The following is a 23,174-nucleotide window of genomic DNA, read 5'->3' on the forward strand; positions in this document are numbered from 1 at the left end:
ATGTATGGCCCGCGTGAAGTACAGCGCCGAGACACGGCGGCGTGCAGTGGAGTTGGTGTTCGAGACCGAGAAGGATCATGAGTCGCAGTGGGCGGCGATCTGTTCGGTCGCGGCGAAGGTGAACGTGACGAGCGAGACGCTGCGGAAGTGGGTGCGTCAGGCTGAGGTCGACGCGGGCCGGCGGGCTGGTCCTTCGAGTGAGGAGTCGGAGGAGTTGAAGCGGCTGCGCCGGGAGAATGCGGAATTGCGGCGGGCGAATGAGATTTTGAAGGCGGCGTCGGCTTTCTTCGCGAGGGAGCTCGACCCTCGACTGCCACGCTCGTAGCGTTTATCACAGATTATCAGAACCGGTTCGGGGTCGAGCCGATCTGTGCCGTGCTGACCGAGTTCGGCCTGAAGATCGCCCCGTCCACCTATTACGCCGCCCTGACGCGCCCGAAATCGAAACGTCAGAAACGCGACGAAGAACTCATGGAAGAAATCAAGCGTGTGCACAAGGAGAACTACTCCGTGTACGGTGCCGACAAGATCTGGCACGAGTTGAACCGCCAAGGCATCAAGGTCGGGCGCGGCCGCGTCGAGCGGCTGATGCGCACGCTGGGCATCACCGGCGCCCTGCGCGGGAAGACGGTGCGCACCACCGTGTCCGACAAGGACGGCATACGAGCAGGCGACCTGGTCAAACGCCACTTCGTCGCCGGCGCACCGAACAGACTGTGGGTGGCGGACTTCACCTACGTCGCCTCCGGTGCCGGCACCTGCTACACCGCGTTCTGCATCGATGTGTTCTCCCGCAGGATCGTCGGATGGAAGGTTAGCATGTCCAAGGAGACCGACCTCGTGCTCGACACCATCGAAATGGGCCTGAAAGTCCGTGACTATCGAGTCATCGACGGCGAGGATAAACTTGTCCACCACTCCGATGCCGGTAGTCAATATACCTCATTTCGGTTCACGACACATCTTGTCGAGGCCGGTATTGACGCGTCAATCGGGACCGTTGGTGACGCGCTGGACAATGCGCTCGCGGAATCGACCATCGGTCTTTACAAGACCGAGTTGATAAAGCCGAATGGGCCGTGGCACAATAGGCGCGAAGTCGAGATTGCGACCGCCGCATGGGTGGATTGGTATAACAATCGACGACTTCACGGGGCCTGTGGATATAGGCCACCGGCAGAGTTCGAAGCACTGTACGAACTGGGCGACCTGATCCCTCTGGCCGCCTGAGAAGACCCCAGTGACGAGTCTCTACCGAACCCGGGGCGGTTCACCTGCTCGAAGAGGCGGTTCATGCCACCGGAACGGATCACCTGCAAGTCATCGATACTGTCCGCCTCCGCGGCCATCCCAGCCACGACCGAGGTGACCTTCCCGGCCGGATTCACCCCCGCCGACTTCACTCCTGTCGCGCCGAGCCCGACCCGCTCGGCGACCAGCTCCGACAGCCCGGCCTGCTCGGCCAGCGTCATCACCGGCACCAAACCCGCACACGACACGAGGTGCTCATCATCGAACAACGGCATGGCCTTGGACCACGTATCAGGTAGTTTCACTTCCAGTGCCTTCTGGGTGCGAAGCGATCAGGACGTCGACACTCCCGATTCTTGTGCCCCAGAAGGCACTTCTACGTCCGCCCCGCCGAAAGAACACCCCTCAGCCGCGGACCCTCCACGGATCGAGGCTTAGCTGCTCACTGTCGTGTCAACGGCCGGAGGTCACCTTGACCGGCTCGGTGTCCGCGGTGGTGTGCCGTGCGGCCCAGTTCTCCAGGGACGTCTTGCAAGCGTGGTCGAGGTGGTGCAGGCCTGCCGTGTGCAACTCGATGGGCCGATCCTTCGGGAGAGCCTCGAGGGCGTCGAGGATCTTCGGGAGGCGCAGGAAGGTGGCGTTGCCGGTCAGTCGCGCCGTGATCGGCCCGGTTCCTTCGTCGGTCACCTCCAGGCGGACGTGTGAGGTGTCCCAGGCCGTCTTGGCGACGGCAAGAGCCAGTCCGATGAGGACGCCCTCGAACATGCTGACCGCCACGATGGCGACTGCTGTGACCACGAGGATCAGCGCTTCGCCACGGTGTGCGCGCCACAGGGGGAGAAGACCATTGGCTGGGATGAGCTTGTAACCAGCGTGGACGAGGACACCTGCGAGTGCTGCGACCGGGATAATGCCGAGCGCTGCCGGTAGGAGCGCAGCGAAAAGCAACAACCAGACGCCGTGCAGCACGCGGGATGCTTTCGTTCTCGCGCCGGCGTGGACGTTGGCAGAGCTGCGGACGATGACTGCGGTCATCGGAAGGGCGCCGAGCAGGCCGCAGACGGCGTTGCCTGCCCCCTGAGCCATCAGCTCCTTGTCGTACTGAGTGCGGGGCCCGTCGTGCAGTCGATCGACGGCGGCCGCGCTGAACAGGCTCTCCGCTGAGGCGATGAGGGTGAAGGCCAGGACGGTGCCGATCACACCGGCCTCGGCCAACTGCCCGAAATCCCCCAAGCCTGGCGGCTGGATCGATTCCAGGAGCCCACGTACCTCGACCTTGGCCACGGGCAGCGCGAAGGCAACCGAGGCGGCCGTCGCCAGACCAACCGCGGCCAACGGTGCGGGAATCACCTGCGCCGCAGCTGGCAGCCTTCTCCACAGTACGAGCACCACGATGGTGCCCGTACCGAGCGCGAGGGCGGTGAGCGACGTGCTGGAGCCGATAGCGCTGACCAACAGGCCGGGCAGTCCGGCGAGCTTGTCGAGGCCACTGGCCGGTGCCTCCATGTCGGCCAGCGCATACAGTTGACCGGCGATCAACACGAGCCCGATCCCGGCGAGCATTCCCTCGACAACCGCAACAGAGATGGCCCGGAACCACCGACCGAGCCGCAACGCACCCATCGCGAGTTGCAACACACCCGCGGCGAGCACTAACACGCCCAGCATCGGTAGGCCGTACGCCTGCACGGCCTCGAAGACCAGAACCGTCAGCCCGGCCGCCGGACCGCTGACCTGAAGGCTGCTACCCGGCAGCAAGCCGGTCACCAAACCCCCGACGATGCCCGTGACCAGACCGAGCTCGGCCGGTACTCCGGAGGCGACGGCAACGCCGACGCACAGGGGCAGGGCGACGAGGAAGACGACGAGGGACGCGGTGAAGTCAGCCCGGAGGTCGGAGAGTCCGCGGTCTTTGCGGCGGCGACCAATGGCCTGCTCGCGGCCCAGCATGAGTCGCGCCCTCACAGCGGAAGGAATTCGTCGGCGTGCGGACGATGTGCCAGCACGGAGCCGGTGTGAACCTCGTAGAACCAGCCGTGGAGACCGAGCCTGCCATCGGCCAGCCGCCGTGCGATGCCTGGATAAGCGCGCAGTCGCTCGAGCTGGTCGAGGACATGGACCTGAACCGCATTGGCAACGTCGGCGTCAGTAGATCCGAGGTCATCCGGCAGGGGCGTCGCTTGCTCGAGCCAGTCGCGGACCTTGGGTGCCGCGGTCAAGTCCTCCCGCCGCGCCATCGCGCCGACGGCGCCGCAGTGCGAGTGGCCGCAGACGACGATGTCGGCGACGCCGAGTACCTCGACCGCGTATTCGATGGTGGCCGCCTCACCGGCGGCGTGCGGCCGGTCATGGCGCGGAACGATGTTGCCTGCTGTCCGCAGTTCGAAGAGCTCGCCCGGGCCGGCTCCGGTGATCAGCGATGGGACGACTCGGGAGTCGGAACAGGTGATGAACAAGGCGAGCGGTTCCTGCCCGCCGGCGAATCGGCTGAGCCCGCTTGCCGCACGGGCGCTGCGAAGTGAGAACGAACGGGCGTTGTCTATCAGGTGCTGCATGTCTTGGTGCCTCCCCATGGGCTGTTGGACATGTCGGCTGTGGTGAAAGTCGTAAGTTGAGACTGCTTGGTCCGATCTGGACTCCTTGAAAGCATGTGGACGCGCCAAATCAGCCGCTCGCCGAGAACGCGGCGGCTGCCAGGGTTGCGCGATCAGCGGGTGCTGCTGACACTCACGATCGTGCCTGACAAGGGCGAAAACCCGCCGAAGCCCAACGTGAACGCCCTGTTACGGGCTTCGCGCACCGTTGATCAGGGCAACAAACCAGAAGACCACAGAGGATGCGGACACGGGAGGGCGCTGGGCACGGCGAGCAGCGCTGGATTTGCCTCTGGCAACTGTCACCTGCAGCCCTGCAGCACACCTGCACGGGACAGGCCTAGCAGCAGGTGGCTCCCGGCGCGTCGCGATGGCGTCAACTCGTCGAGAGCGCCCCGGCCAGCCCTTGGTTCTGGGAAGTCGTGGTCGGTGAAATCTCTCCTCAGAAGGTGATCTCGGAGAACGCGTGGGTCTGCTCGGTGAGCGCTCGTTCGACCGGGAGCCGCTCCATCGAGGAGGCGCCGTAAAAGCCGTGGACACCGGTGGTCTTGCGAAGCACGGACTCCGCGTCGCCGGGCTCCGCCACCGGTCCGCCGTGCACGAGCACGAGGACGTCTTCCCGCACACTCCGGGCAGCCTCGGACCACCCGTTGCTCAGCTGCACACAGTCATCGATCTCGGACGCCATCTCGAGCACGAGTCGTTCGCGTTGCCATAGGCAGCAGGCCGGCCGGCCAGCGAACCACGGCCCGCCATCCGGAATCGCCCGGAGTTGTAGACGATAATTAGATCGATCCCCCGGCCTCCTCGCACTTGGCGGACAGCCCCGTGCCTGCGCCGCCGCCGACGATCGGCTCGTGCCGCTCTACGTTGCCGCGCAACCGCCGCAGGATGTCGTCGCGCTCGATTCGTCCCACACTCAATCTCCCTCATGAACTCGTCCTCGCGGCCCGGTGGTGGCTGCGGCACTGGATACGGCTGTCTGCCGTCTTCCTGCCCTTGCGGGGCGTTTCAGCAATCGCCGTCCAAGGCGGCCCGTTCTACGACCCGGCCGCCGACGAGGCGCTGTTCGACGCGGTCCGGAAGAACGTCAGCCCGAATGTGGAGGTCGTCGAACTGGATCACGCGATCAACGATCCGGCCTTCGCAACCGCCATGGTTGACTCACTTCTCGACTACGTCACCACTGACAGCCCCGCTCCGCACTGACGCGCCGCAGCCTTCCGCGGTCCGAGGGGGCGCAAGACATCCTCGCCGGCGTTCAATGCTGTGCGGCGTCGAGTTGGGTCTGCTCCCGGTGTGGTCACGGTCCCAGTCGTAATAGTCCGGAGGTCGAACCATTGACGAGGGCTCGGTCTTACATTACGTTCAGAGCCCGAACGAACAAATGTAAGACCGATCACGTGCTCACGTGCGTGAAGCCCAGCGATCAGACAGGACGACTTCGATGGCGAAGAATCAAGGGCTCGGCCACGTCGGCGTTTCGCGGCGTGGGTTCCTCGGACTTGCTGGTGGTGTTGCCGGCGCCGCGGCCGTGTCGCCGCTGCTGGCCGCTTGCAGCAGTGGTGCTGCCACGGGCTCCGGCCCGCTGAAGTTCTGGGACATGCCTTGGGGTGGGACGGCTTACTCGCCAGCGGCGAAGCGACTCACCGAGGCCTACCAGCCGGCAACGGGACTGCCGACGGCGCAGTACCAACAGATTCAATGGGCGAATTTCACGCAGACGTTTTCGGCGGCCGTGGCGTCCAACACCGGGCCAGCGGTGAGCACGGGCGGCGGTTTCCAGGCCTTCCAGTTCGCCTCGGAGGGCGCGATCGCCTATGCCGACCACCTGATCGACACCTTCAAGAAGGACGGGACCTACGACGACTTCCTGCCGGGCACCATTGAGGCAATGAAGACGGAGAAGGGTTACGCCGCGGTCCCGTGGGCGATCGACATTCGCGTGTGGTGGTACCGCAAGTCCGTCATGGACCAGGTAGGGGTAGAGCCGCCGACGACATGGCCCGAGTTGCTGTCGACCGGCAAGAAACTGGCGGCTCAGGGATACTACGGATTTGCGGCCGGCGCCGGCGCGGGCCAGCCGATCGGCGGGCAACAGATGCTGATGATGATGGTCAACAACGGCGGCGGGATATTCAACGCGGGCGGCGAGCTCGATCTGCTGAACGACCGCAACATCGAGGCGATGGAGTTCGTCCGCGAGCTCGTTTCGAACAAGATCATCGACCCGCGCGCGGTGGGTTACACCATCGACAACGTGAACTCGCAGTGGAAGAACAAGAAGTTCGTGATGGGAATCGACACGCCGGGCCTGGACAGCATCCTCGGTGACACGTCGGGTGACCTGCTGGTGATGAAGCCGCTCGCGGGACCGCACGGCGACAAGGCCTGCCTCACCTTCATCAACAACATCATGATGTACAGCAATACGCCGTCCCAGGAGGGCTCGGAGGCCTTCCTGACGTACTACGTGAAGAACATGAAGACGTACTGGCAGCAGAACCTCGTCCCCGGTCTGCCCACCCTGAAATCGATTGTCGCGCTGCCCGAGTTCCAGAAGCAGAAGAACAAAGTGGACGTCATCCAGGACTGGCAGCCGATCGGCAAGTCCTTCGCCGCCCAGGCCACTGAGCTGACGCCCGCCCTCGCCAAGATCGACAGTGGCCAGGCGATCAGCTCCTTCGCGCAGACCATGTTCGCCGGCCGCACCGACGCGAAGGCGGCCCTGCGGACCTTCCAGGACGCCCTGAGCGCCCTCATTAAGTAGCCACAGAAGGCGGGTCGCCCCGGCGGACGGCTCCTGTAGTGAAGGCTGGATTGCCAATGACTATTAGCCCAGCGGGCACCGAGCACGTTGTCGCCGGCCTGCACCGGCCGGTCCGTCGCCGCCCGCGGCTCACCTCCGTACGGGTAACGATGCTTCTGCTCGTCACCCCGTCGGCCTTCCTCCTGCTGCTGATCACCGCGTATCCGTTGGGCTACGCGGCGTTTCAGTCGGTGCACGACGGGACGCTGATCACGGGTGGCTCGTACGTCGGTCTCTCCAACTACGGCAACACGCTGACGAGCGCCGCGTTCTGGGACGCAGCCAAGTTCACCGTGGTCTTCACGGTGGTCGGCGTGTTCGGCAGCTGGCTCGTCGGGCTCGGCCTCGCGCTCCTGTTGCGCAGCAAGTTTCCCGGCCGCGGCCTGTTCAAGGTTCTGCTGTTGCTGCCGTGGGTAGTGCCGGTCGTCGTATCCGCTACCTCGATGAACTACTTGGTGGCAACATCGTCGAGCCCGATGCCGAAGCTGTTCCATGCGTTGGGGCTCGGCAGTCCGCTGTTCCTCGCCGACCCGACGTGGGCCCAGGTAACCGTCTGCGTCTACAAGGTGTGGGTCTCGTTCCCGTTCATGATGCTGATGGTCAGCGCCGCGCTGTCCAGCATCGATGAGACGGTCTACGAGGCGGCGCGCGTCGACGGCGCTTCGAGTTGGCAGCAGTTCACCGGCATCAGCCTGCCGATGATTGCGCGGTCGACCTACATCTCGTGGATCCTCATGACGATCTTCTGCGTCAACGACTTCCCCACCATCTACTTGCTGACGGGCGGCGGGCCGGAGAGTTCCACGACTCCGCTGGTCGTGCTCGCCTACCGGACGGTGTTCCAGGACTTCCAGGTCGGCCCGGGGGTCGCCATCGCATTCGTGATGACCCTCATCCTCGTCGTCGTGTCCACGTTGCTGTACCGGCAGATCCGAAAGGCGACATATCAATGACCGCAGTCGATGAACGTGTGCTCGCCGCATCATCGGGGTCCGCGCCCTTGCGGGCGAATCGGATGAGGCCCCGTCGTCAGTGGTGGCGCTTCGCGGCGGCCTTGGGGATCACCGCCATCGCGATGATTCCGGTCGCGGTCGTGGTGTACCTGTCGCTGCGGCCCGGGACTGGTTCGACGAGTACAGCCACAATCACCTTCGAGAACTTCACCAACGTCTTCCAGGCGACGCAGACGTTGACCTGGCTGCGCAACAGCTTGATGGTGACTCTTGGCACCGTCGTCGTTTCCGTCGCCGTCGCCGCACCCGCCGGCTACGTCCTCTCCCGCGGTCGTGGTCGAACTGTCTCCGGCTACTCGCTGCTGCTGTTCGTCGTCCAGTCGCTGCCGGTCATCACGTCAGTCATCCCGCTGTTCATCGTCTTCGCCAAGCTCGGCCTCGTCGACAGCCTGCTCGGCCTCGGCATCGTGTACGTCGGGGTTTCGATGTCCGTGGCGACCTGGATGATGGCAGCCTACATGGACTCAGTTCCGCTGAGTCTCGAACAGGCGGCCTGGATCGACGGTGCGTCGGTGTTCGGGAGCTTCCTCCGCATCGTGCTGCCCAACTCGCTGCCGGGCGTGCTCTCGACGGCGATCTTCACTTTCCTCGTTTCCTGGAACGACTATCTGGTGGCGATCGTCTTCATCCGTACCAACACCGCGTTCACGCTCCCGCTGGGCTTGGAGTCGTTCTTCCAGCAGAACGTCACCGATTGGGGTTCGGTGATGGCGATTGCCGTGGTGATGACCGCGCCACCAGTGATCGTCTTCGGCACGCTCCACCGATTCTTCAGCGTAGGAGGTATCGGCGGTGCCCTTGCCGGACAGTGACCGTGGTTCCGCGGCCGGGACGGGGCAGCCGTGATAGCCGACTGGACGGTCGTAACGGCGTTCTGCGACCGGCTCATCCCAGCTGATGAGCACCCTTCGGCGGCGGCGGCCGGACTCGTCGACGACCTCGCGCGGGATGCCGCCGGCTTCCAGCGGCAACTCTGGGCCGACTTGCTGCAGCCCGGCTTCGAGGCGTTGTCCGCGGAGGTCGCGGTCCGCGACCTGAAGGGCTTCTTCGAGCTCGACGCCACGCACCAGGATGCCTTGATCAAGGACCTGATCGAGGGCCGTACGCGGGCCGAATGGCCAGTCGGCAGCGCGTTGTTCGTGTCGACGATGATTCGGCTGGTCGTGGAGAAGTACTACGGCGCGCGCAACGCGCCCGGTTGGCCGATGGTCGGCTACAACCCGGCGCCACGGCGGAGCTCGGGGTTGGCCGGGACACCGCCCATGGGACTGCCGGTCAGACGGCTGTGCGACGCGAATGATCACTATGACGTGATCGTCGTCGGGTGCGGCGCCGGAGGTGGTGTGGCGGCTTCGGTACTGACGGCGGCCGGTATGAAGGTCTTGGTGCTGGACCGCGGAGAGTATCTGACCTACGAACAGGTCGGCACCGATCATCTGCGTAACTACCGGTTGAGCACTTACGGCCACAACACACCGCCGGGGATCCTGGATGCGGGCCACCGCCTGTCGGTCGATTCGTCCGGTCGGGAGACGCTCGTGCCACCGTGGGCATTCGAGTACGGCGCGCTGCCGCACACCGTGGGCGGCGGAACCCGGCTGTATCAGGGCATGGCCTGGCGGCTGACGCCGGCCGACTTCGAACTCGCGTCCACGCATGGCGTCCCGGACGGAAGTTCGCTGGCCGACTGGCCTTTCGACTACGCCGAGCTCGAGCCGTACTACGACCGAGCCGAGCAGGAGATCGGCGTCTGCGGCGACGGCCGGGCGCACGCGAATCAAGGGCTGCGATCCCGGGAGTATCCGATGCCGCCGCTGCCCGACAACAGTGAGGCGCGGCTGCTTCGGGCCGGCGCCGACAAGCTCGGGTTGAGCACGGGGCCAGTGCCGATGCTCATAAATTCCGAGCCGCGGGCTGGCCGGGGCCGGTGCGCCCAGTGCGGTGAGTGCGTTGGCTTCGCCTGCCCGACTGATGCCAAGAACGGTCCGTACAACACGGTGTTACCCAAGGCGGTGGCGGCCGGGTGCGACCTGGTCACCGGCGCCCGCGCAGTTGAGGTGCGCACCGGAAGTTCAGGACGGGTGAGCGGAGTCTTGGTAGTAGACGTCCGGACGGACGAGCGTCGGGTCATCTCAGCCGGGAACGTCGTACTGGCGGCGTCCGCGATCGAGACAGCGCGGTTGCTGCTGAACAGCCGTTCGGCTCATCATCCGGACGGTCTGGGTAACCACTCCGACCAGGTCGGCCGACACTTGCAGGGCCACATTTACGTCAGCGGCTTCGGTCTCTTTGACGCGCCGGTGATCGACGGCCCCGGACCAAATGTGAGGATCGCCACCTGCGACTACGTCAACGCTCTCCCCGGTGTCATCGGAGGCGGTGTGCTGGCCAACGAGGCGGTCAAGCTGCCGATCCTGCATTGGCATTGGGCGCTGCCGCCGGATGCTCCCCGTTGGGGGCTGGCCGGTAAGCACGCGATGCGCGATCTGTACCGGCGTACCAGCCATGTCTTCGGGCCGATCCAGGAGACGCCGACGCCGGATGCACGGGTAACGCTCGACCGACGGATCGTGGACCGCTACGGGATACCGGTGGCGCGGCTGTCGGGCCAGCACCATCACGAGTCGATCCGCGCTGCACGCGCTCAGCAGGACAAGGCTTTGGAATGGCTCGAGGCTTCCGGAGCGACGCGGGTGTGGCCCAGCCAAACGCCGATCTCCACGCAGGTCGTCGGTGGGCAGCACCAGGCCGGCACTTGCCGCATGGGCGAGGATCCGGGCACGTCAGTGACCGATCCGTGGGGACGCGTCCACGGGCACGACAACCTGTGGGTGATGGACGCGTCGTTGCACGTCACCAACGGGGGATTCAATCCGGTGCTGACTGTACTGGCATTGGCGTACCGCAGCGCCGAGCGGCTCGTGGCCGAATCGGGAAGGCGGGCATGAGCCCGGGAAGCGTTCCATCAACGTCATCGAAGACAGGCACGCGGGACAAGTCCAGACACTGAGGAGATCGCACATGAAGGTCCTGTATGTCGGCGGCACTGGCACGATCAGCTGGTCCTGTGTCGCCGAATCCGCGCGGCAGGGCGCGGACGTGTACGTGCTCAACCGCGGCCGGGCCCATAAGCGTCGGCTGCCCGAGGGCGTGAAGCACCTGACCGCTGATGTCCAGGACGGCGACGCCGTCCTCGCCGCGGTCGGCGACACGCAATTCGATTCCGTGGTGAACTTCTTGAGCTTCGGCGAGAAGGACGCCGCGGCCGCGGTGGAGCTCTGGAGCGGACGCACCGCGCAATACATCCATGTCAGCTCGGCGTCGATCTACCACAAGCCGGTGCACCGGGTCCCGATCGTAGAGTCGACACCTCGACACAACCTGTTTCTCGAGTATGCGCGGGACAAGATCGCGGCCGAGGAAGTACTGGCCGGCGCGTACGAGGAGAGCGCATTCCCGGTGACGATCGTGCGTCCCTCACACACCTACGACGACGCTCACCCGCCGCTGCCCGGAGCCTGGACGGCTTGGGACCGGATCGCCCGCGGTGCCGAGCTCGTCGTCCCCGGCGATGGCACCAGCCTCTGGACCCTCACCCACGCGGCGGATTTTGCGGTTGGCCTTGTTGGCCTGGTCGGCAACTGGGGCGCCATCGGCGAGAGCTTCCACATCACCTCGGACGAGGTGCTGACCTGGGATGACATCTACGACAGCGTCGCGCGCGTCTCGGCGGTGCCGGCGCGGCTGTTGCATCTGTCGTCCGAGTTGCTGCCGGTGCTTGCGCCCGACTGGCTCTGGTCGACGTTGATTCTCGGCGATCTCGCGCACAGCGCCGTGTTCGACAACGCCAAGATCCGCCGGTTCGTGCCGGCCTTCCGCCCGGCGATCACCTGGAGCGAGGGCGTGCGCCGTCTGGCCGGCTGGCGCGATCAGCACCCTGAGGAGACCCGGCCCGACCCGAGCACTGACGCGGTCCTCGATCGCCTGGTGCTCGGTCGCCACCGGGCGGCAGAGGTGCTCGCGGAGCTGGCGCCGTGAGCCGCGCTCCGCACGGATGTCAAGACGTCCACGAATTCGATGGAATGAGGAATGTGAAATGACGACGCTGCTGCCACCGAGGCGAATCCTCGGCTCGACGGGTCTCGAGGTCAGTTCGATCTGCATCGGCACGAGCCCACTCGCGAGCATGAGCCTCCTCTACGGCTATTCGGTGAGCGAAGGTCGAGCGGTCGAGACCGTCGAGTCGGTCTTCAACAGCCCCTTCAACTTCATCGATACCTCGAACGACTACGGCGCTGACGGCGCAGCGGAGCGACGGATCGGCCTGGCGCTCCGGAGTCACGGCGGACTGCCGTCCGGCATGGTCTTGGCGACGAAAGTGGACCCCGACCCGGCAACCGGTGACTTCTCCGGTCGGCGGGTCCGTAGATCACTCGAAGAGAGCATGGAGCGGCTCGGCTTGGACCATATTCAACTGCTCCACCTGCATGACCCCGAGCGAATGTCCTTCGCCGATGCGATCGCACCGGGCGGGCCCGTGGAGGCATTGGTCCAGCTGAAGGACGAGGGATTGGTCGACCACCTTGGCGTTGCCGGCGGATCGGTTGCGCTGATGCAACAGTATGTCGACACGGGGGCTTTCGAAGTGGTGCTGACCCACAATCGCTACACCTTGCTGGACCGCTCAGCATCCCGACTGTTCCGCGACGCGCACGAGCGCGGAATGGGTGTGTTGAACGCGGCGCCCTACGGCGGTGGCATGCTCGCCAAGGGTCCCGACCGGCAACAGCGCTACGCCTATGGCCTCGGTGATGAATCGATCGGGTCGACGGCGGCGGCGATGGAGAGCGTCCTGAGCCGCGCGGGAGTGCCGCTGGCGGCTGCCGCGTTGCAGTTCTCACTCCGCGCCCCATTCGTGCACTCCACCGTGGTCGGGGTCTCGACGCCGGAGCGCGTGCGGCAGACGGCCGAGTTGGCAACGATCGACATCCCGGAAGAACTGTGGGACGAACTCGAGCAGTTGACGCCACGATCGGACCTCTGGCTGGACCCCGCGTGAGCCCACGACCCGAACATCAGGAACCGCTGACCGGAGGAGATGGTCCCGTGCTGAGAATTGGCATTTTAGGCGCCGCAGACATCGCGGTCGAGTCGATGCTGCTACCGGTTAGCCGGCGTAACGACGCCTTGGTTGTTGCGGTGGCCTCGCGTTCTGCCGGCGCCGAATATGCACGGAAGCACGGCATCGATCGGAGCTACGACACCTACGAGGCTCTGCTTGCAGATCCGGAGATCGACCTGGTCTACAACGCCCTGCCGCCCTCAGCGCATGCAGAGTGGTCGATCGCTGCGCTGCGGGCCGGCAAACATGTTCTCTGCGAGAAGCCGTTCACCATGACGGCGGCTGAGGCTTCGCGCGTGCTACAGGCGGCGCGGGCCACCGATCGCCGCGTCGTAGAGGCCTTCCACGACCACTACCACCCATTGAGCGCTTGGATTCGGGAAACTGTGAGTTCCGGCCGACTCGGCGCGGTGCGGCGCGCCGACGCCGTCTTCACCGGTGCCAACGCTTTCGTGCCCAACACCTTGCGGCACGAGCCGGCGCTCGGCGGCGGCGCGCTCATGGATCTCGGCTGCTATCCCGTCCATTGGCTGCGTGCCCTGTTCGGGGATGCCCCGCAAGTGCGTGAGGCCAAAGCCGAACTGAACCCTGCGGGCGCGGACCGGGTCATCGATGCCCGGCTGAGCTTCGATGACGAGGTCGAGGCCACGGTGCACGCCAGCATGGCCGAAGGCGTGCAGTTGCGGTCGTCACTCTCGATCGAAGCCGAACGCGGAATCCTCGAGGTCGACAACATCGTGTTCCCGTCAGCGGGGCACAGCATCCGGTTCGTTCTCGACGACGTGCCCCACAGGTGTACGGTCGCCGGAAGACAGACCTACGACCACCAGCTCGAAGCGGTCGTTGCGGCGCTGCGCACCGGTGACCCGTTGCCGACGGAGGGCGCTGACTCGGTGTCGAACATGACCGTGATCGACGAGATCTACGCGGCAGCAGGGTTTGATCGGCCGTGGATGTAGTCCGGACTCGGGCGACACGACAGGTCCGAGCGGACAAGAGGCGAGCTCCCGGGCGATGAGCCCGGAAGCTCGCCGGCAGCCGGGGTGAGCGCGGCGGCGCCTGAAGCGCGTCCAGGGTCGGTCCTAGAGCCAGCTAGGCACCTGATGGCAGCGGCCGGATCTCCAGGTCGACGACGACGCCGTAGTGCTGGCTGACCGGAGGATCGGTGAGGGCAACCCGGCAGCTGCGGATTCGGGCGGCGTAGCCGGGGTGGGCGTGCCAGGAGCCGACGAGGACGTGGTCGATGCGGCGTGCGTGGGCTGTCTGGCCGACAACCTGTTCGATGACTGGCGTCGCGAGTTCGTTCTCGGAGGTCCAGGTGTAACCGGGGGATCCGTCACCGGCGATGGCCCAGGCATCGTGGTAGTAGACGCTGTGGCCGTCGATGGCGGCCCGTCCGGTGAGGTAGCGCATGCAGTCGGCGTCGGGGGTGGCGTCGAAGTCGCCGGCGATGATCGAGGGCACCGCCTGCCGTCGCCGCGCGTCGAGGTCGGCAATCGCCCGGGCCTGCTTGCATCGGACCGCTTCGGCATCGAGACGCCAGGTCGGTTTCACCGCGAGAAAGGCGAGGCGCAGCCCGCCCGGCAGTGGGATGTCCGCGGCCAGAGCGTTGGCTACGCCATTTTCGTCGCCGGGCAGCTGGATGCCGGTCACGTCGGTCGGTTGCCAGCGGCTGGCCAGCGCGGTGCCGACAGAGGACGCCTGCAGCACGTCGAGCTGGTGTGTCCCGTACAGCGGGGTGTCGCCGAGCAGTTCGGAGAGCTGGTCGCGCTCCTCGGTGCGGGCGACGTTCTGAAGAGCGACGAGATCGGGGGCGATGTCGGCTATGCCCTTTCGTAGCAGTGCCTGGCGCTCCGGGGCGCCGTCGAAGCCCCCAACGTTGAGGGTCAGTATCCGCAACTTGAGGGCGCGTTCGCTGCTCAGTGTCATCCGACTCGGCTCCATTCAATGTGTGCGTTCGCGCGGGCCGGCCCGCGCGAACGCATTCGTTCAGGTAGACAGACCCGGCGCAAGCAGTGTGGTGGCAAGTCCGATGGCGGTTGCGGCCTCTCTGCCCGGATCGCATTGCGGCCTGGGTGAGTAGTTCATCTGCGCCCCTGCGCCGGCCGATCGTGGGTCTCTGCGCATTCTCGCGTTCAGAGCTCGGGCAGGGTCAGTTCGGTTCGCTGGCGGGCGGGGTCGCCGGACCAGGCGGCGACTTCGATGCGGATCGGGCCGGCCGGGATGCGCAGTTGCTGGGTGTCGGGGGTCCAGCGGCCGAGGGGGCGCAGTGATGCTGTGATCGTGATGGTTTGTGATGCGCCGGGTTGGAGGTGGACGGGTGTGAAGCCGAGTAGTGCCCGTTCGCCGGCGCGGTCTCCGTCGAGGCGGACGCCGTAGACCTGGGCGACGTGGCGGCCGGGGCGGTCGCCGGTGTTGCGCACCGTGGTGGTGACCCGGAGGGTTTCGGCCTGGTCGACCTCGGCGTCGGCGCCGTCAAGGGCGAACGTTGTGTAGGAAAGCCCGAAGCCCAGTGGGTACGCTGCTTGCACGCCGAGGCGGTCCAGGAGACGTTGGCCGAACCATCGGTCGTAGGTGATGGCCGTGGCGTCTGGGTCGAAGGCGGGTAAGTGCGCCTCGTCGGTGGGGATCGAGAACGGCAGCCGACCGGTCGCGTCGACGTTGCCGAGGAGGACGTCGGCGAGCGCGTGGCCGCCCTCCATGCCGGAGTACCAGGCCATCAGCACCCCCGGGACGGACTCGCGCCAGGCCTCCATGAGCACCGCTCCGGCGGCGCGAACGGCGACGACTGTGCGGGGATTCGCGGCGGCGCAAGCGCGGATGATGTCCTCGTCGACGGGCCGCAGGGTGAGTCGCGCGCGGTCGCCACCGACGTTGCCGCTCCCAACCAGCGACTTCTGGTCGGCTGCGGGGGCGCCGACCAGCCGTTCGGCGAGTTCGGGATCCGCGGCCGGCGGATACAGGGCGCGCAGCTCGGGCCGTCCGAAGGCCTCGGGGTCGACGAACTCACCTTCGTCCTCGGCGGTGAACCCGGCCACGATCACTGCCACGTCGCACGCCGCGGCCAGGGCAGCCGCCTCGGCTGGATCATCGGCGGCGGTATGGCGGATGTCCACGCCGGGCAGCGCGGCCCGCAGACCTTCGAGAGCTGTCACGACCTCTGGTGCGCGGACATCGGAGGAGCCGTGGTCGCCGGTACCTGGCTCGTCGGCGAGCCGGCCGATCACCGCGATCGACCCGAGGTCCGCCGCCGATAGCGGCAGCACCGGTGCACCGTCGACCGGCTCGTTGCGCAGCAGCACCATGGAAAGCGCTGCCGCTTCCCGGGCCAGCGCCCGATGTTCGGCAGACGCCACGACATCGCGTGCCGGGGCCGTGGCGTCCACGGAGGCCGCGTGGCGCAGCTGCGTTGCGAGGATGCGCACCCCCGCCCGCTCGACATCACTCCAACTGGCCTGGCCCTCGACCAGCGCGCTCGCTAGAAGCTGCGCGCGCTGCTGCCGGAACGGTTCCTCGACGTCAAGACCCGCGCGCAGCGACAGTACGGCGTCACGCAGCCCCCACACGAAGTCGGAGACGACCACCCCACGGAAACCCCACTGGTCGCGCAAGACACCGGTCAGCAGTGGCTCGTTCTGGCCGCACCACTCTCCGTTGACCGAGTTGTAGGCGCTCATGACCGCGGAGACACCTTCCTCGACGACCCGGCGGAAGTGGGGCAGATACACCTCGTGCAGTGTCGCATCGTCGCAGGTGACGTCGACACTGAACCGGGCGTTCTCCATCGAGTTGAGGGCGTAGTGCTTCGCGCACGCCATGACGTGGCGCTGCACACCGCGGGTGAGCGCCGCCCCGAACTCTCCGAGCACCACCGGGTCTTCGCCGTACGTCTCCTGGGCTCGGCCCCACGCCGGGTGGCGGGGCAGGTTGATGCACACGCCACCAAAGAAGTTGGCTCCCTGGGCGCGTGCCTCTGCGCCGATGACCTCCCCGATGCGTTCCTCGAGGCCGACATCCCAGGTCGCCCCGCGCGCCATCGACACCGGGAACGCGGTCGAGTTGCCCATCACCACACCACGTGGGCCATCACTGAAGCGCAGGCCAGGGATGCCGAGACGGGGAACCGCGCCATGAACGATCGGCCGCAGGTTGTAGCCCTCCTCGAAGAACTCCTGCATGCCCGGCCAGAACTCCTGATCCCCATCCAGCAGACCCAGCCGCTCCGCATCGGTCAACTCGGCGTACAGGCCAGCCGCAACCACCTCGGCAACGGCACCCGCACGGACCTCTTCCACCGATTTTCCGTACATGTTGCTGGGAAACGTGACATCCCTACTCATGAAGATTCGCTTTCTGCCAGTAACTATCGCGGATGGACAAGCTCATGTGACGGAGGACCGCTTGGATGCCAGCGGGTCGGCCGGTCGAGCCCACCGTGTCACCGGGCGGTGTAGCCGCCGTCTACAGGAAGTGCGACCCCGACCACCAGGCTCGCACCCGGGCTGCACAGCCACAGCACCGCGGAGGCGATCTCGTCGGCGGTCCCGAGGCGCTTGATCGGCTGGTCCCGCACGGCCTCCTCCATGACGAACTCACCCTTGGCGATCATGGCGTCGACCATGGGGGTCTCTACCGGGCCGGGGCAGACCGCGTTGATCCGCACCCCTCTGGGCGCGTACTCGAGCGCCGCGCTGCGGGTGAGACCGATGACGCCGTGCTTGGAGGCGTGATACGAGGCGCGCCCCGGGAGCCCGACGAGACCGCCCAGCGACGAACAGTTGACGATCGCCCCACTGCCCTGCTTGCGCATCTGGTGGAGTTGGTGCTTCATGCACGCCCAGACCCCGCGCAGGTTGACGGCGTTGACCCGGTCGAACGCCTCGAAGGTCTCCTCGGCCGCGTCGACCGGCGGGATCTGAATACCGGCGTTGTTGAACGCCATGTCCAGACGTCCGAAGGCCGATACGGTCTGCGCGACGGCCGCGGCGACCTGCTCCTCGTCGGCGACGTCGCATCGCGTTCCCGCGACCCGACGGCCCGCGGCGGTCAACTCGGCGACAGCCTTGTCCAGCGCTTCCTGGTTGATGTCGACGAGCATGACCGAGGCGCCTGCCTCGGCGAAGGCCCGCGAGGTGGCGAGACCCATCCCCGAACTCGCGCCGGTGACGAACGCGACCTGGCCGTTGAAGGCATAGATGGGATTCATGCGTATGTCGCTCCTTGTCAGAACTGTTGCCGCCCTGCCTGCCCGCCCCACATCCCCGTCGGATCTCACCGACGCTCTCGTGGCGGGGAATAGTCTTACATTTGTTCGTTCGGGCTCTGAACGTAATGTAAGACAGAGTTCCCGTCAATGGTTCATTCTCCGGACTATTACGATGGGGGCCGTGACCAACTCCCTGCCAGCCGGGCTACACACAGTCCGCCGCCACAACGCCGGGCTCGTGCTGGATGCGATCGCCACACGTCCCGGCATCTCGCGGGCTGGCATCGCGGCACGCACCGGGCTGGCCAAGGCCACGGTGTCCGGCTCGATCGACCGGCTCGTCGCGGCCAACCTGATCGTCGACACCGGGCCTCAAACCCGTAGCGGCCGAGGCCGGCGTGGTACTGGGCTCACGTTGTCCCCCTCGGGACCGCACGGGCTGGGTGTCGAGATCGGTGTCGACTACCTCGCCACCTGCCTTGTCGATCTCGCCGGCACCACGCGCGCTCACCGGATTCGCGCCTGCAACAACCGCACCCGGTCAATGCGGCAGGTGATGGCGCACGTTGCGCGGGCAGTGCGCGCCGCGCTGGACGAGGCCGAAGCCATGGGCGCGCCCGTAGGCGGAATCGGCATCGCCGTACCGGGTTTGGTGGAATCCTCCGGGATGCTTCGCACAGCCCCCAACCTCGGATGGCGCGACGTCGACGTGCGCGCGGAACTGGCCACCCGGGTAGACCTGGCCGACCGGCCGATCATTGTGGGCAACGAAGCCAATTTCGCGGCGACGGCGGAACTCCTGAGCGCAGAATCCGGCGACTTGCGCGACTTCGTGCACATCACCGGCGAGATCGGCGTCGGCGCCGGCATCATCATCAACGGCGCGTTGCTGGCGGGGGTCCACGGGTTCTCCGGCGAGATCGGCCATGTCTGCGTCGACCCCGACGGCCTCCTCTGCGGATGCGGAGCCCGCGGCTGCCTGGAGACCATGGCAGGCCAGGACGCCATCATGTCCAACGCTGGTGTCCCCGCCAACGGTCGCCCACCCGCCCACCTCATCGACACCCTCACCGAACGCCTGGCCCACGGCGATCCCGCCGCACTCGACGCAGCGCGCACGGCCGGACGGGCTCTCGGCATTGCGCTCGCAGCGCTCATCAACATCATCGATGTGCCGGTCGTTGTCCTCGGCGGCAGCTACGGCGCGCTCGAGCCCTGGATCGGGCCGCCAATCTTGGACGAACTCGCCACCCATGTGATCAGCGCCCCTTGGGAACCACCACAGGTGCTGCGATCCCAGCTCGGCGCCGAAGCCGCTGTTCGTGGCGCCGCAGCTGCCGCCGTCCAGGACATCCTTGCCGATCCTGAGAACGCGATGGCGAGCGCACGGTCCGCCACCTGACACGGGCGGATTCGACACAGACCTAGATCTCGTACTGCGATCTGCGTCCAGACCCGCGGGCGTTTAGGTGTTCTCGTCGGCGTTCAGTGCTGTGAGGGCGTCGAGTTGGGTCTGCTCGAGGTGGGTGTTTGCTGCTGCGGCGTTCGCGGTGATTTCATCCACGGTTTCGGCGCCGACGATCGCCGACGCGACGGTTGGCCGGGACAGCAGCCAGGCGAGTGAGAGCTCGTGTGGTTGCAGTCCCCATTCCTGGCTGAGCTGCTCGACCGCACGACCGATCTCGAGCTCGGTTTCGGAGAAGCCGGATCCCGAGAACCGCTGCCAGCCGTAGATGTCCCGTTCCAGGATGCGGGTGCCGGCCAGTAGACCGCCGTGGAGCGGCGAGTAGGTGACGATGGAGAGTCCGAACTGCTGGCAGGCTGGCATTAGCTCCTGTTCGGCCGCGCGGTCGATGAGGTTGTATCGGACCTGAGCGCAGACCGGGGCGTGGAGGCGCCGGTCGTCGGCGATCCATAGCGCCTGCGTGAGCTGCCAGGCCGGATAGTTGGACAATGCGACGTATCGCAGCTTGCCCTGCCGGACGAGATCGTCGTACGCCTGGAGTGTTTGTTCCAGGGGCGTGTCGGGGTCGGGCCAGTGCGCGTAGTAGAGGTCGATGTAGTCGGTTTGCAGTCTGCGCAGGCTGGTGTCGACTTGCTCGATGATGTGCCGGCGGGACAGCCCGGCACCTGGGCCGAGGCGCCGTTCTCCGGACTTGGTCGCGAGCACCACGTTGTCGCGGCGGCCGGCCAGTGCTCTGCCGAGGATTTGTTCGGCGGGCTCGCGTTCGGCGGAGGGCGGAGCGCCGGGCTGGTCGAAGACCGACAAGGTCCCGTACACGTTGGCGGTGTCGAAGAAGTTGATGCCGAGGTCAAGGGCTGCGTGGACGACCCGTTCGGCGTCCCGCTCGTCCGGCGAAACTCCAAAGGTGGCCGTGCCCAGGCAGATCTTGGACACCTCGACACCAGTCGGCCCTAGCAACGCGTATTCCATAAGCCACCTTGCCTTGGTCAGTGGTTTCGCTGGGAAGGACTACTGCGCTACGAGCGGGCTCAGGAGCTTGCCCATTTCCGCGACCAGCCCGGGCTCGTGACCGTTGACGGGCATGTTGATGATGAGTCCGTCCACGCCGGCGCCGAGGATGTCGTCGCCGAGTTGCCCGGCGATCTCGGCAGGACTCCCGATGAACGACTCTGCCTGCAGGAACGGGCTGAGCGACTCATGGACTCGTCTGCCTTCGGCGGCGCTGTCGACCGGAATGGCCGTGGCAAGGAAGCTCGACTTGAGCGTGCCGGGATCGCGGCCGATCTCCTCGCATCGCTGGTGCAGGACCTGGACTTTGTGTGGCAAGACCGGCCGTGGGCAGATCATGTTGATATGGTCGGCGAAACGGGCGGCGAGCCGAAAGGTCTTCCGCTCGCCGCTGCCGCCGAGCATGATCGGCACCGCGTCTCGATAGCGGGGTTCGTTCAGCGCGTTCTGGACCTGGTACCACTTGCCGTCGAACGTGAGCCGCTCGCCGCGGAGCATCGGCGCGATGATTTCCAAGGCCTCCTCGAGCTTTTGGAAGCGTTCGGTGAACGTGTCGAAGGCGAAGCCGAGCTCGTCGTGCTCTTGCTGGAACCATCCTGCTCCGATGCCGAGAATCGCCCGCCCTCGACTGATGACGTCCAGTGTTGAGACGGTCTTGGCGAGCAGCGCCGGGTTCCGGTAGGTGTTGCCGGACACGAGAGCGGCCAGCTGAACGGTCGAACTCGATGCGGCCAATGCGGCGAGAATCGAGTAGGCCTCGAGCATCGGCTCGTCGATGGCGCCGAGGTCCGGCAGTTGATAGAAGTGATCCATCACCAGCACGGTGTCGAAACCTGAGGCTTCAGCTTCGCGCGTTTGCGCCACGACGGTCTCGAACAGGGCATCCGCGCCGCCGGGATAGGTGAACTTCGGTATCTGGTAACCCAGCGAAATTGTCATACACGCGTCCTCTGGTGCCGTGGGAGGGGATCTCAGTCAATGTCACCTGAGCTGGCTGGGGGAGTCTCTGCCGGTAGATGTATTGACAGGGCATCCCTATCCCGATGCCGGCGTGCTAGGGCGACAGGAACCACGCGGTCACGGGCGATCAGTGGTCGTGGACAGATCAGACCATTGGTCAAGCTCGTTGAGTTGGTGTCGCAAGTGGTCTCGGATCATGCTGACCGCATCAGAGCCCATCGGCATGCGAAACGGCAGTTGATCGATCGAGGCGAGTCGCACGATGAGGTCGGCGGCACGATCGGGATCACCTGGCTCCTCGCCAGGTGCCCCGGCGTTCTCCTTGCGCCGCTTGCCGGCGGTGTCGGCGTAGGCGTCAACTGCGCGACCGGGATAGCGGCCGACAAGGTCCTCGAGCTGACGCGGATCCCGCGCCGTGGCGACAACCTTGTGACCGAGATCGAGTGCATGCACGGCGAGTGCCCGTCCGAGACCGGACGAGCAGCCGGTGATGAGCCATGTGGACAACGAGGCCCTCCTTGTCGATGGGGTCCAGCCGGCGGGCTAGTTGATGAAGACGCCCTTGCCCGAGGTCTGCTGGTCGAACAGCTCGTAGGCCGCGGCGTAGTCGGTGAGCTTCCATCGCTCGGTGAACACGGCGTCGACATCGATATCTCGCTCGACCACGAAGTCCGCGCAGCGTGCCATCGATGCGATGGACATGGTCCACGACGTCATCGCCGTGATCTGCTTGTACAGGTGCTCCGTCAAATCGAACTGGATGGTGGAGCCGACACCGACCCAGCACGCTGATCCCCACAGGTCGAGGACGTGCAGAGCGTCGTTTGCGGCCGAGGATGCGCCCGACGTCTCAAGACTCTTCGACACTCCTCGCCCCATTGTCAGCTCCCGGACCGCCAGGTCCACTGAATCGACCTCAGCGGGGTTGACCGTTGCCCAGGCACCGAAGTCGTGTGACCGCGCGAGTCTGCTGGGGGAGATATCGAGTGCGATGACGCGGGCGCCCATCGCGGAGGCCAGCTGGGTCGCGGCCAGGCCGACGGGTCCTTGCCCGAAAATGGCGATCGTGTCCGAGCCAGTCAGTGAGAGACGTTCCAGGGCTCCCCATGCGGTGCCCGTGCCACACCCTATGGCCGCCGCGCCAAGGTAGGACAATCCCGGGGGCATCGGCAGGACCGTGGACTCGGGGACCTTGACCAGATCGGCATGCGACCCGTGCGCCGTGTTGCCCATGGCAGCCGTACCTTCGCGGCAAAGCTGGGTCCATCCCATCCGGCATTGGTCGCAGCGCCCGCAGCCGAAGTAGTGGTGGACCATGACGGCCTGCCCGATCCAGGCTGGATCGGCCCCGCTGCCGACGGCGGCAACGACCCCGGCGGGTTCATGTCCGCCGATCTCGGAGCGGGCGGTCGCCTTGGGCCCGCGGTATCGGTGCAGGTCTGACCCGCACATGCCGGAGGCCATCACCTCGATGACCAGCTCACCCGGTCCTGGTGTCGGATCCGGAAAGGTCGCCAGTTCGAGCTCTCTCTCGCCGTGGAAGACGATCCCGCGCATCTCGCTCCTCGATCTGGTCCCGTGCCAGGAACCGTCGGCTAGGACGCGGCTACGCACCGCTCGCACGCTGAATACTGTCAGACATTAGTTCTAATGTGAACCAAGCCGGAGGTCAATACCCGACCGCACCTTCATGGTGCATCCGGACCCTTGACGGTTTGATGTTACGCGAGTATGAATGTCCCATGA

At 66.1% G+C, this 23,174-nt stretch carries 22 protein-coding genes, 1 pseudogene and 1 other annotated feature; of the genes and pseudogenes, 10 read left to right on the forward strand and 13 right to left on the reverse strand.

Annotated features, from left to right (window positions below):
- Positions 1-4 precede the first annotated feature (4 nt).
- Positions 5-1,230, forward strand: a protein-coding gene (locus EV643_RS09140) for an IS3 family transposase (protein WP_238165461.1) whose coding sequence is annotated in 2 segments (ribosomal slippage) — positions 5-281 and positions 281-1,230 — 1,227 coding nt in all. Because the reading frame shifts where the segments join, the coding sequence is not laid out codon by codon here.
- Positions 280-408: a sequence feature (AL1L pseudoknot), on the forward strand. It overlaps the preceding gene by 129 nt.
- A gap of 32 nt (positions 1,231-1,262) precedes the next feature.
- Here EV643_RS09140 and EV643_RS45465 read toward each other — a convergent pair.
- The 6 genes and pseudogenes from EV643_RS45465 to EV643_RS45475 all read right to left on the reverse strand — a co-directional run.
- Positions 1,263-1,526, reverse strand: a pseudogene (locus tag EV643_RS45465) (IS1380 family transposase); the annotation flags it as partial.
- A 178-nt stretch (positions 1,527-1,704) separates the two neighbouring features.
- Entirely contained in the window at positions 1,705-3,216 is a 1,512-nt protein-coding gene (locus tag EV643_RS09145) for a SulP family inorganic anion transporter (RefSeq protein ID WP_202869461.1), read from the reverse strand.
- Positions 3,213-3,806: a carbonic anhydrase gene (locus EV643_RS09150; protein ID WP_133799545.1), complete on the reverse strand. Its 594-nt coding sequence runs from the start codon at positions 3,804-3,806 to the stop codon at positions 3,213-3,215. The genes EV643_RS09145 and EV643_RS09150 overlap by 4 nt, the downstream gene beginning before the upstream one ends.
- A 481-nt stretch (positions 3,807-4,287) precedes the next feature.
- The gene (locus tag EV643_RS44755) at positions 4,288-4,533 is read right to left on the reverse strand and encodes a phosphoenolpyruvate hydrolase family protein (protein WP_238165462.1); all 246 of its coding nucleotides are present in this window, start codon (positions 4,531-4,533) and stop codon (positions 4,288-4,290) included.
- The gene (locus EV643_RS45470; protein ID WP_238165463.1) at positions 4,500-4,601 is read right to left on the reverse strand and encodes a phosphoenolpyruvate hydrolase family protein; all 102 of its coding nucleotides are present in this window, start codon (positions 4,599-4,601) and stop codon (positions 4,500-4,502) included. Before EV643_RS45470 ends, EV643_RS44755 begins: the two co-directional genes overlap by 34 nt.
- A gap of 29 nt (positions 4,602-4,630) precedes the next feature.
- On the reverse strand, positions 4,631-4,762 hold the full coding sequence (locus EV643_RS45475) for a phosphoenolpyruvate hydrolase family protein (protein ID WP_238165464.1): 132 nt from the start codon (positions 4,760-4,762) through the stop codon (positions 4,631-4,633).
- On the opposite strand from EV643_RS45475, the gene EV643_RS09160 reads away from it, so the two are divergent.
- The 8 genes from EV643_RS09160 to EV643_RS09195 all read left to right on the forward strand — a co-directional run bounded on the left by EV643_RS09160 (position 4,737) and on the right by EV643_RS09195 (position 13,748).
- Complete coding sequence (locus EV643_RS09160; RefSeq protein WP_133799546.1) at positions 4,737-5,054, forward strand: Tm-1-like ATP-binding domain-containing protein; 318 nt, start codon at positions 4,737-4,739, stop codon at positions 5,052-5,054. The genes EV643_RS45475 and EV643_RS09160 overlap by 26 nt on opposite strands.
- Before the next feature lie 202 nt (positions 5,055-5,256).
- Positions 5,257-6,615 (forward strand): ABC transporter substrate-binding protein, encoded by a 1,359-nt coding sequence (locus EV643_RS09165; RefSeq protein ID WP_202869463.1) that lies wholly within the window; start codon positions 5,257-5,259, stop codon positions 6,613-6,615.
- Between the two features lie 56 nt (positions 6,616-6,671).
- Positions 6,672-7,607: a carbohydrate ABC transporter permease gene (locus EV643_RS09170; RefSeq protein WP_133799547.1), complete on the forward strand. Its 936-nt coding sequence runs from the start codon at positions 6,672-6,674 to the stop codon at positions 7,605-7,607.
- A 62-nt stretch (positions 7,608-7,669) separates the two neighbouring features.
- Entirely contained in the window at positions 7,670-8,479 is an 810-nt protein-coding gene (locus EV643_RS09175; RefSeq protein WP_202869464.1) for a carbohydrate ABC transporter permease, read from the forward strand.
- 30 nt (positions 8,480-8,509) lie between these two features.
- Positions 8,510-10,615, forward strand: coding sequence for a GMC family oxidoreductase (locus EV643_RS09180; protein WP_133799549.1), 2,106 nt, complete (start codon positions 8,510-8,512; stop codon positions 10,613-10,615).
- Between the two features lie 73 nt (positions 10,616-10,688).
- A complete protein-coding gene (locus EV643_RS09185) occupies positions 10,689-11,705 on the forward strand; it encodes an NAD-dependent epimerase/dehydratase family protein (RefSeq protein ID WP_133799550.1) in 1,017 nt (338 codons plus the stop codon).
- A 58-nt stretch (positions 11,706-11,763) separates the two neighbouring features.
- Positions 11,764-12,726: an aldo/keto reductase gene (locus EV643_RS09190; RefSeq protein WP_133799551.1), complete on the forward strand. Its 963-nt coding sequence runs from the start codon at positions 11,764-11,766 to the stop codon at positions 12,724-12,726.
- Between the two features lie 47 nt (positions 12,727-12,773).
- The gene (locus EV643_RS09195) at positions 12,774-13,748 is read left to right on the forward strand and encodes a Gfo/Idh/MocA family protein (RefSeq protein WP_133799552.1); all 975 of its coding nucleotides are present in this window, start codon (positions 12,774-12,776) and stop codon (positions 13,746-13,748) included.
- A gap of 133 nt (positions 13,749-13,881) precedes the next feature.
- Here the strand turns inward: EV643_RS09195 and EV643_RS09200 are convergent, their stop codons facing one another.
- From EV643_RS09200 to EV643_RS09210, 3 genes are all read right to left on the reverse strand, one after another.
- Positions 13,882-14,718, reverse strand: a complete 837-nt coding sequence (locus EV643_RS09200; RefSeq protein WP_166665374.1) for an endonuclease/exonuclease/phosphatase family protein — start codon at positions 14,716-14,718, stop codon at positions 13,882-13,884.
- A gap of 206 nt (positions 14,719-14,924) precedes the next feature.
- Positions 14,925-17,129: a beta-glucosidase family protein gene (locus EV643_RS09205; RefSeq protein ID WP_202869465.1), complete on the reverse strand. Its 2,205-nt coding sequence runs from the start codon at positions 17,127-17,129 to the stop codon at positions 14,925-14,927.
- 98 nt (positions 17,130-17,227) lie between these two features.
- Positions 17,228-17,995, reverse strand: coding sequence for an SDR family NAD(P)-dependent oxidoreductase (locus EV643_RS09210; protein WP_133799554.1), 768 nt, complete (start codon positions 17,993-17,995; stop codon positions 17,228-17,230).
- A gap of 238 nt (positions 17,996-18,233) precedes the next feature.
- Between EV643_RS09210 and EV643_RS09215 the strand changes: the two genes are divergently transcribed.
- Positions 18,234-19,397, forward strand: a complete 1,164-nt coding sequence (locus EV643_RS09215; protein WP_202869466.1) for an ROK family transcriptional regulator — start codon at positions 18,234-18,236, stop codon at positions 19,395-19,397.
- A gap of 63 nt (positions 19,398-19,460) precedes the next feature.
- On the opposite strand, the gene EV643_RS09220 is transcribed toward EV643_RS09215, so the two are convergent.
- The 4 genes from EV643_RS09220 to EV643_RS09235 form a co-directional block, all read right to left on the reverse strand.
- Complete coding sequence (locus EV643_RS09220; RefSeq protein WP_133799555.1) at positions 19,461-20,429, reverse strand: aldo/keto reductase; 969 nt, start codon at positions 20,427-20,429, stop codon at positions 19,461-19,463.
- Positions 20,430-20,468: 39 nt separating this feature from the next.
- Entirely contained in the window at positions 20,469-21,407 is a 939-nt protein-coding gene (locus EV643_RS09225) for an LLM class F420-dependent oxidoreductase (RefSeq protein WP_133799556.1), read from the reverse strand.
- A 138-nt stretch (positions 21,408-21,545) separates the two neighbouring features.
- Complete coding sequence (locus EV643_RS09230) at positions 21,546-21,935, reverse strand: Rossmann-fold NAD(P)-binding domain-containing protein (RefSeq protein ID WP_133799557.1); 390 nt, start codon at positions 21,933-21,935, stop codon at positions 21,546-21,548.
- A 36-nt stretch (positions 21,936-21,971) separates the two neighbouring features.
- Complete coding sequence (locus EV643_RS09235) at positions 21,972-22,985, reverse strand: zinc-binding dehydrogenase (RefSeq protein WP_133799558.1); 1,014 nt, start codon at positions 22,983-22,985, stop codon at positions 21,972-21,974.
- Positions 22,986-23,174: the final 189 nt, after the last annotated feature.

Origin of the sequence: Kribbella caucasensis (genome assembly GCF_004361855.1) — a bacterium.
Lineage (GTDB): Bacteria > Actinomycetota > Actinomycetes > Propionibacteriales > Kribbellaceae > Kribbella > Kribbella caucasensis.

Bases quoted from the DNA above. Each gene is read 5' to 3' on its own strand.
- EV643_RS09150 (WP_133799545.1), bottom strand. From the start codon at position 3,806: ATGCAGCACCTGATAGACAACGCCCGTTCGTTCTCACTTCGCAGCGCC.
- EV643_RS44755 (WP_238165462.1), bottom strand. From the start codon at position 4,533: ATGGCGTCCGAGATCGATGACTGTGTGCAGCTGAGCAACGGGTGGTCC.
- EV643_RS45470 (WP_238165463.1), bottom strand. From the start codon at position 4,601: ATGGCGGGCCGTGGTTCGCTGGCCGGCCGGCCTGCTGCCTATGGCAAC.
- EV643_RS09160 (WP_133799546.1), top strand. From the start codon at position 4,737: ATGTCGTCGCGCTCGATTCGTCCCACACTCAATCTCCCTCATGAACTC.
- EV643_RS09170 (WP_133799547.1), top strand. From the start codon at position 6,672: ATGACTATTAGCCCAGCGGGCACCGAGCACGTTGTCGCCGGCCTGCAC.
- EV643_RS09175 (WP_202869464.1), top strand. From the start codon at position 7,670: ATGAGGCCCCGTCGTCAGTGGTGGCGCTTCGCGGCGGCCTTGGGGATC.
- EV643_RS09185 (WP_133799550.1), top strand. From the start codon at position 10,689: ATGAAGGTCCTGTATGTCGGCGGCACTGGCACGATCAGCTGGTCCTGT.
- EV643_RS09190 (WP_133799551.1), top strand. From the start codon at position 11,764: ATGACGACGCTGCTGCCACCGAGGCGAATCCTCGGCTCGACGGGTCTC.
- EV643_RS09200 (WP_166665374.1), bottom strand. From the start codon at position 14,718: ATGACACTGAGCAGCGAACGCGCCCTCAAGTTGCGGATACTGACCCTC.
- EV643_RS09205 (WP_202869465.1), bottom strand. From the start codon at position 17,129: ATGAGTAGGGATGTCACGTTTCCCAGCAACATGTACGGAAAATCGGTG.
- EV643_RS09210 (WP_133799554.1), bottom strand. From the start codon at position 17,995: ATGAATCCCATCTATGCCTTCAACGGCCAGGTCGCGTTCGTCACCGGC.
- EV643_RS09220 (WP_133799555.1), bottom strand. From the start codon at position 20,429: ATGGAATACGCGTTGCTAGGGCCGACTGGTGTCGAGGTGTCCAAGATC.
- EV643_RS09225 (WP_133799556.1), bottom strand. From the start codon at position 21,407: ATGACAATTTCGCTGGGTTACCAGATACCGAAGTTCACCTATCCCGGC.
- EV643_RS09235 (WP_133799558.1), bottom strand. From the start codon at position 22,985: ATGCGCGGGATCGTCTTCCACGGCGAGAGAGAGCTCGAACTGGCGACC.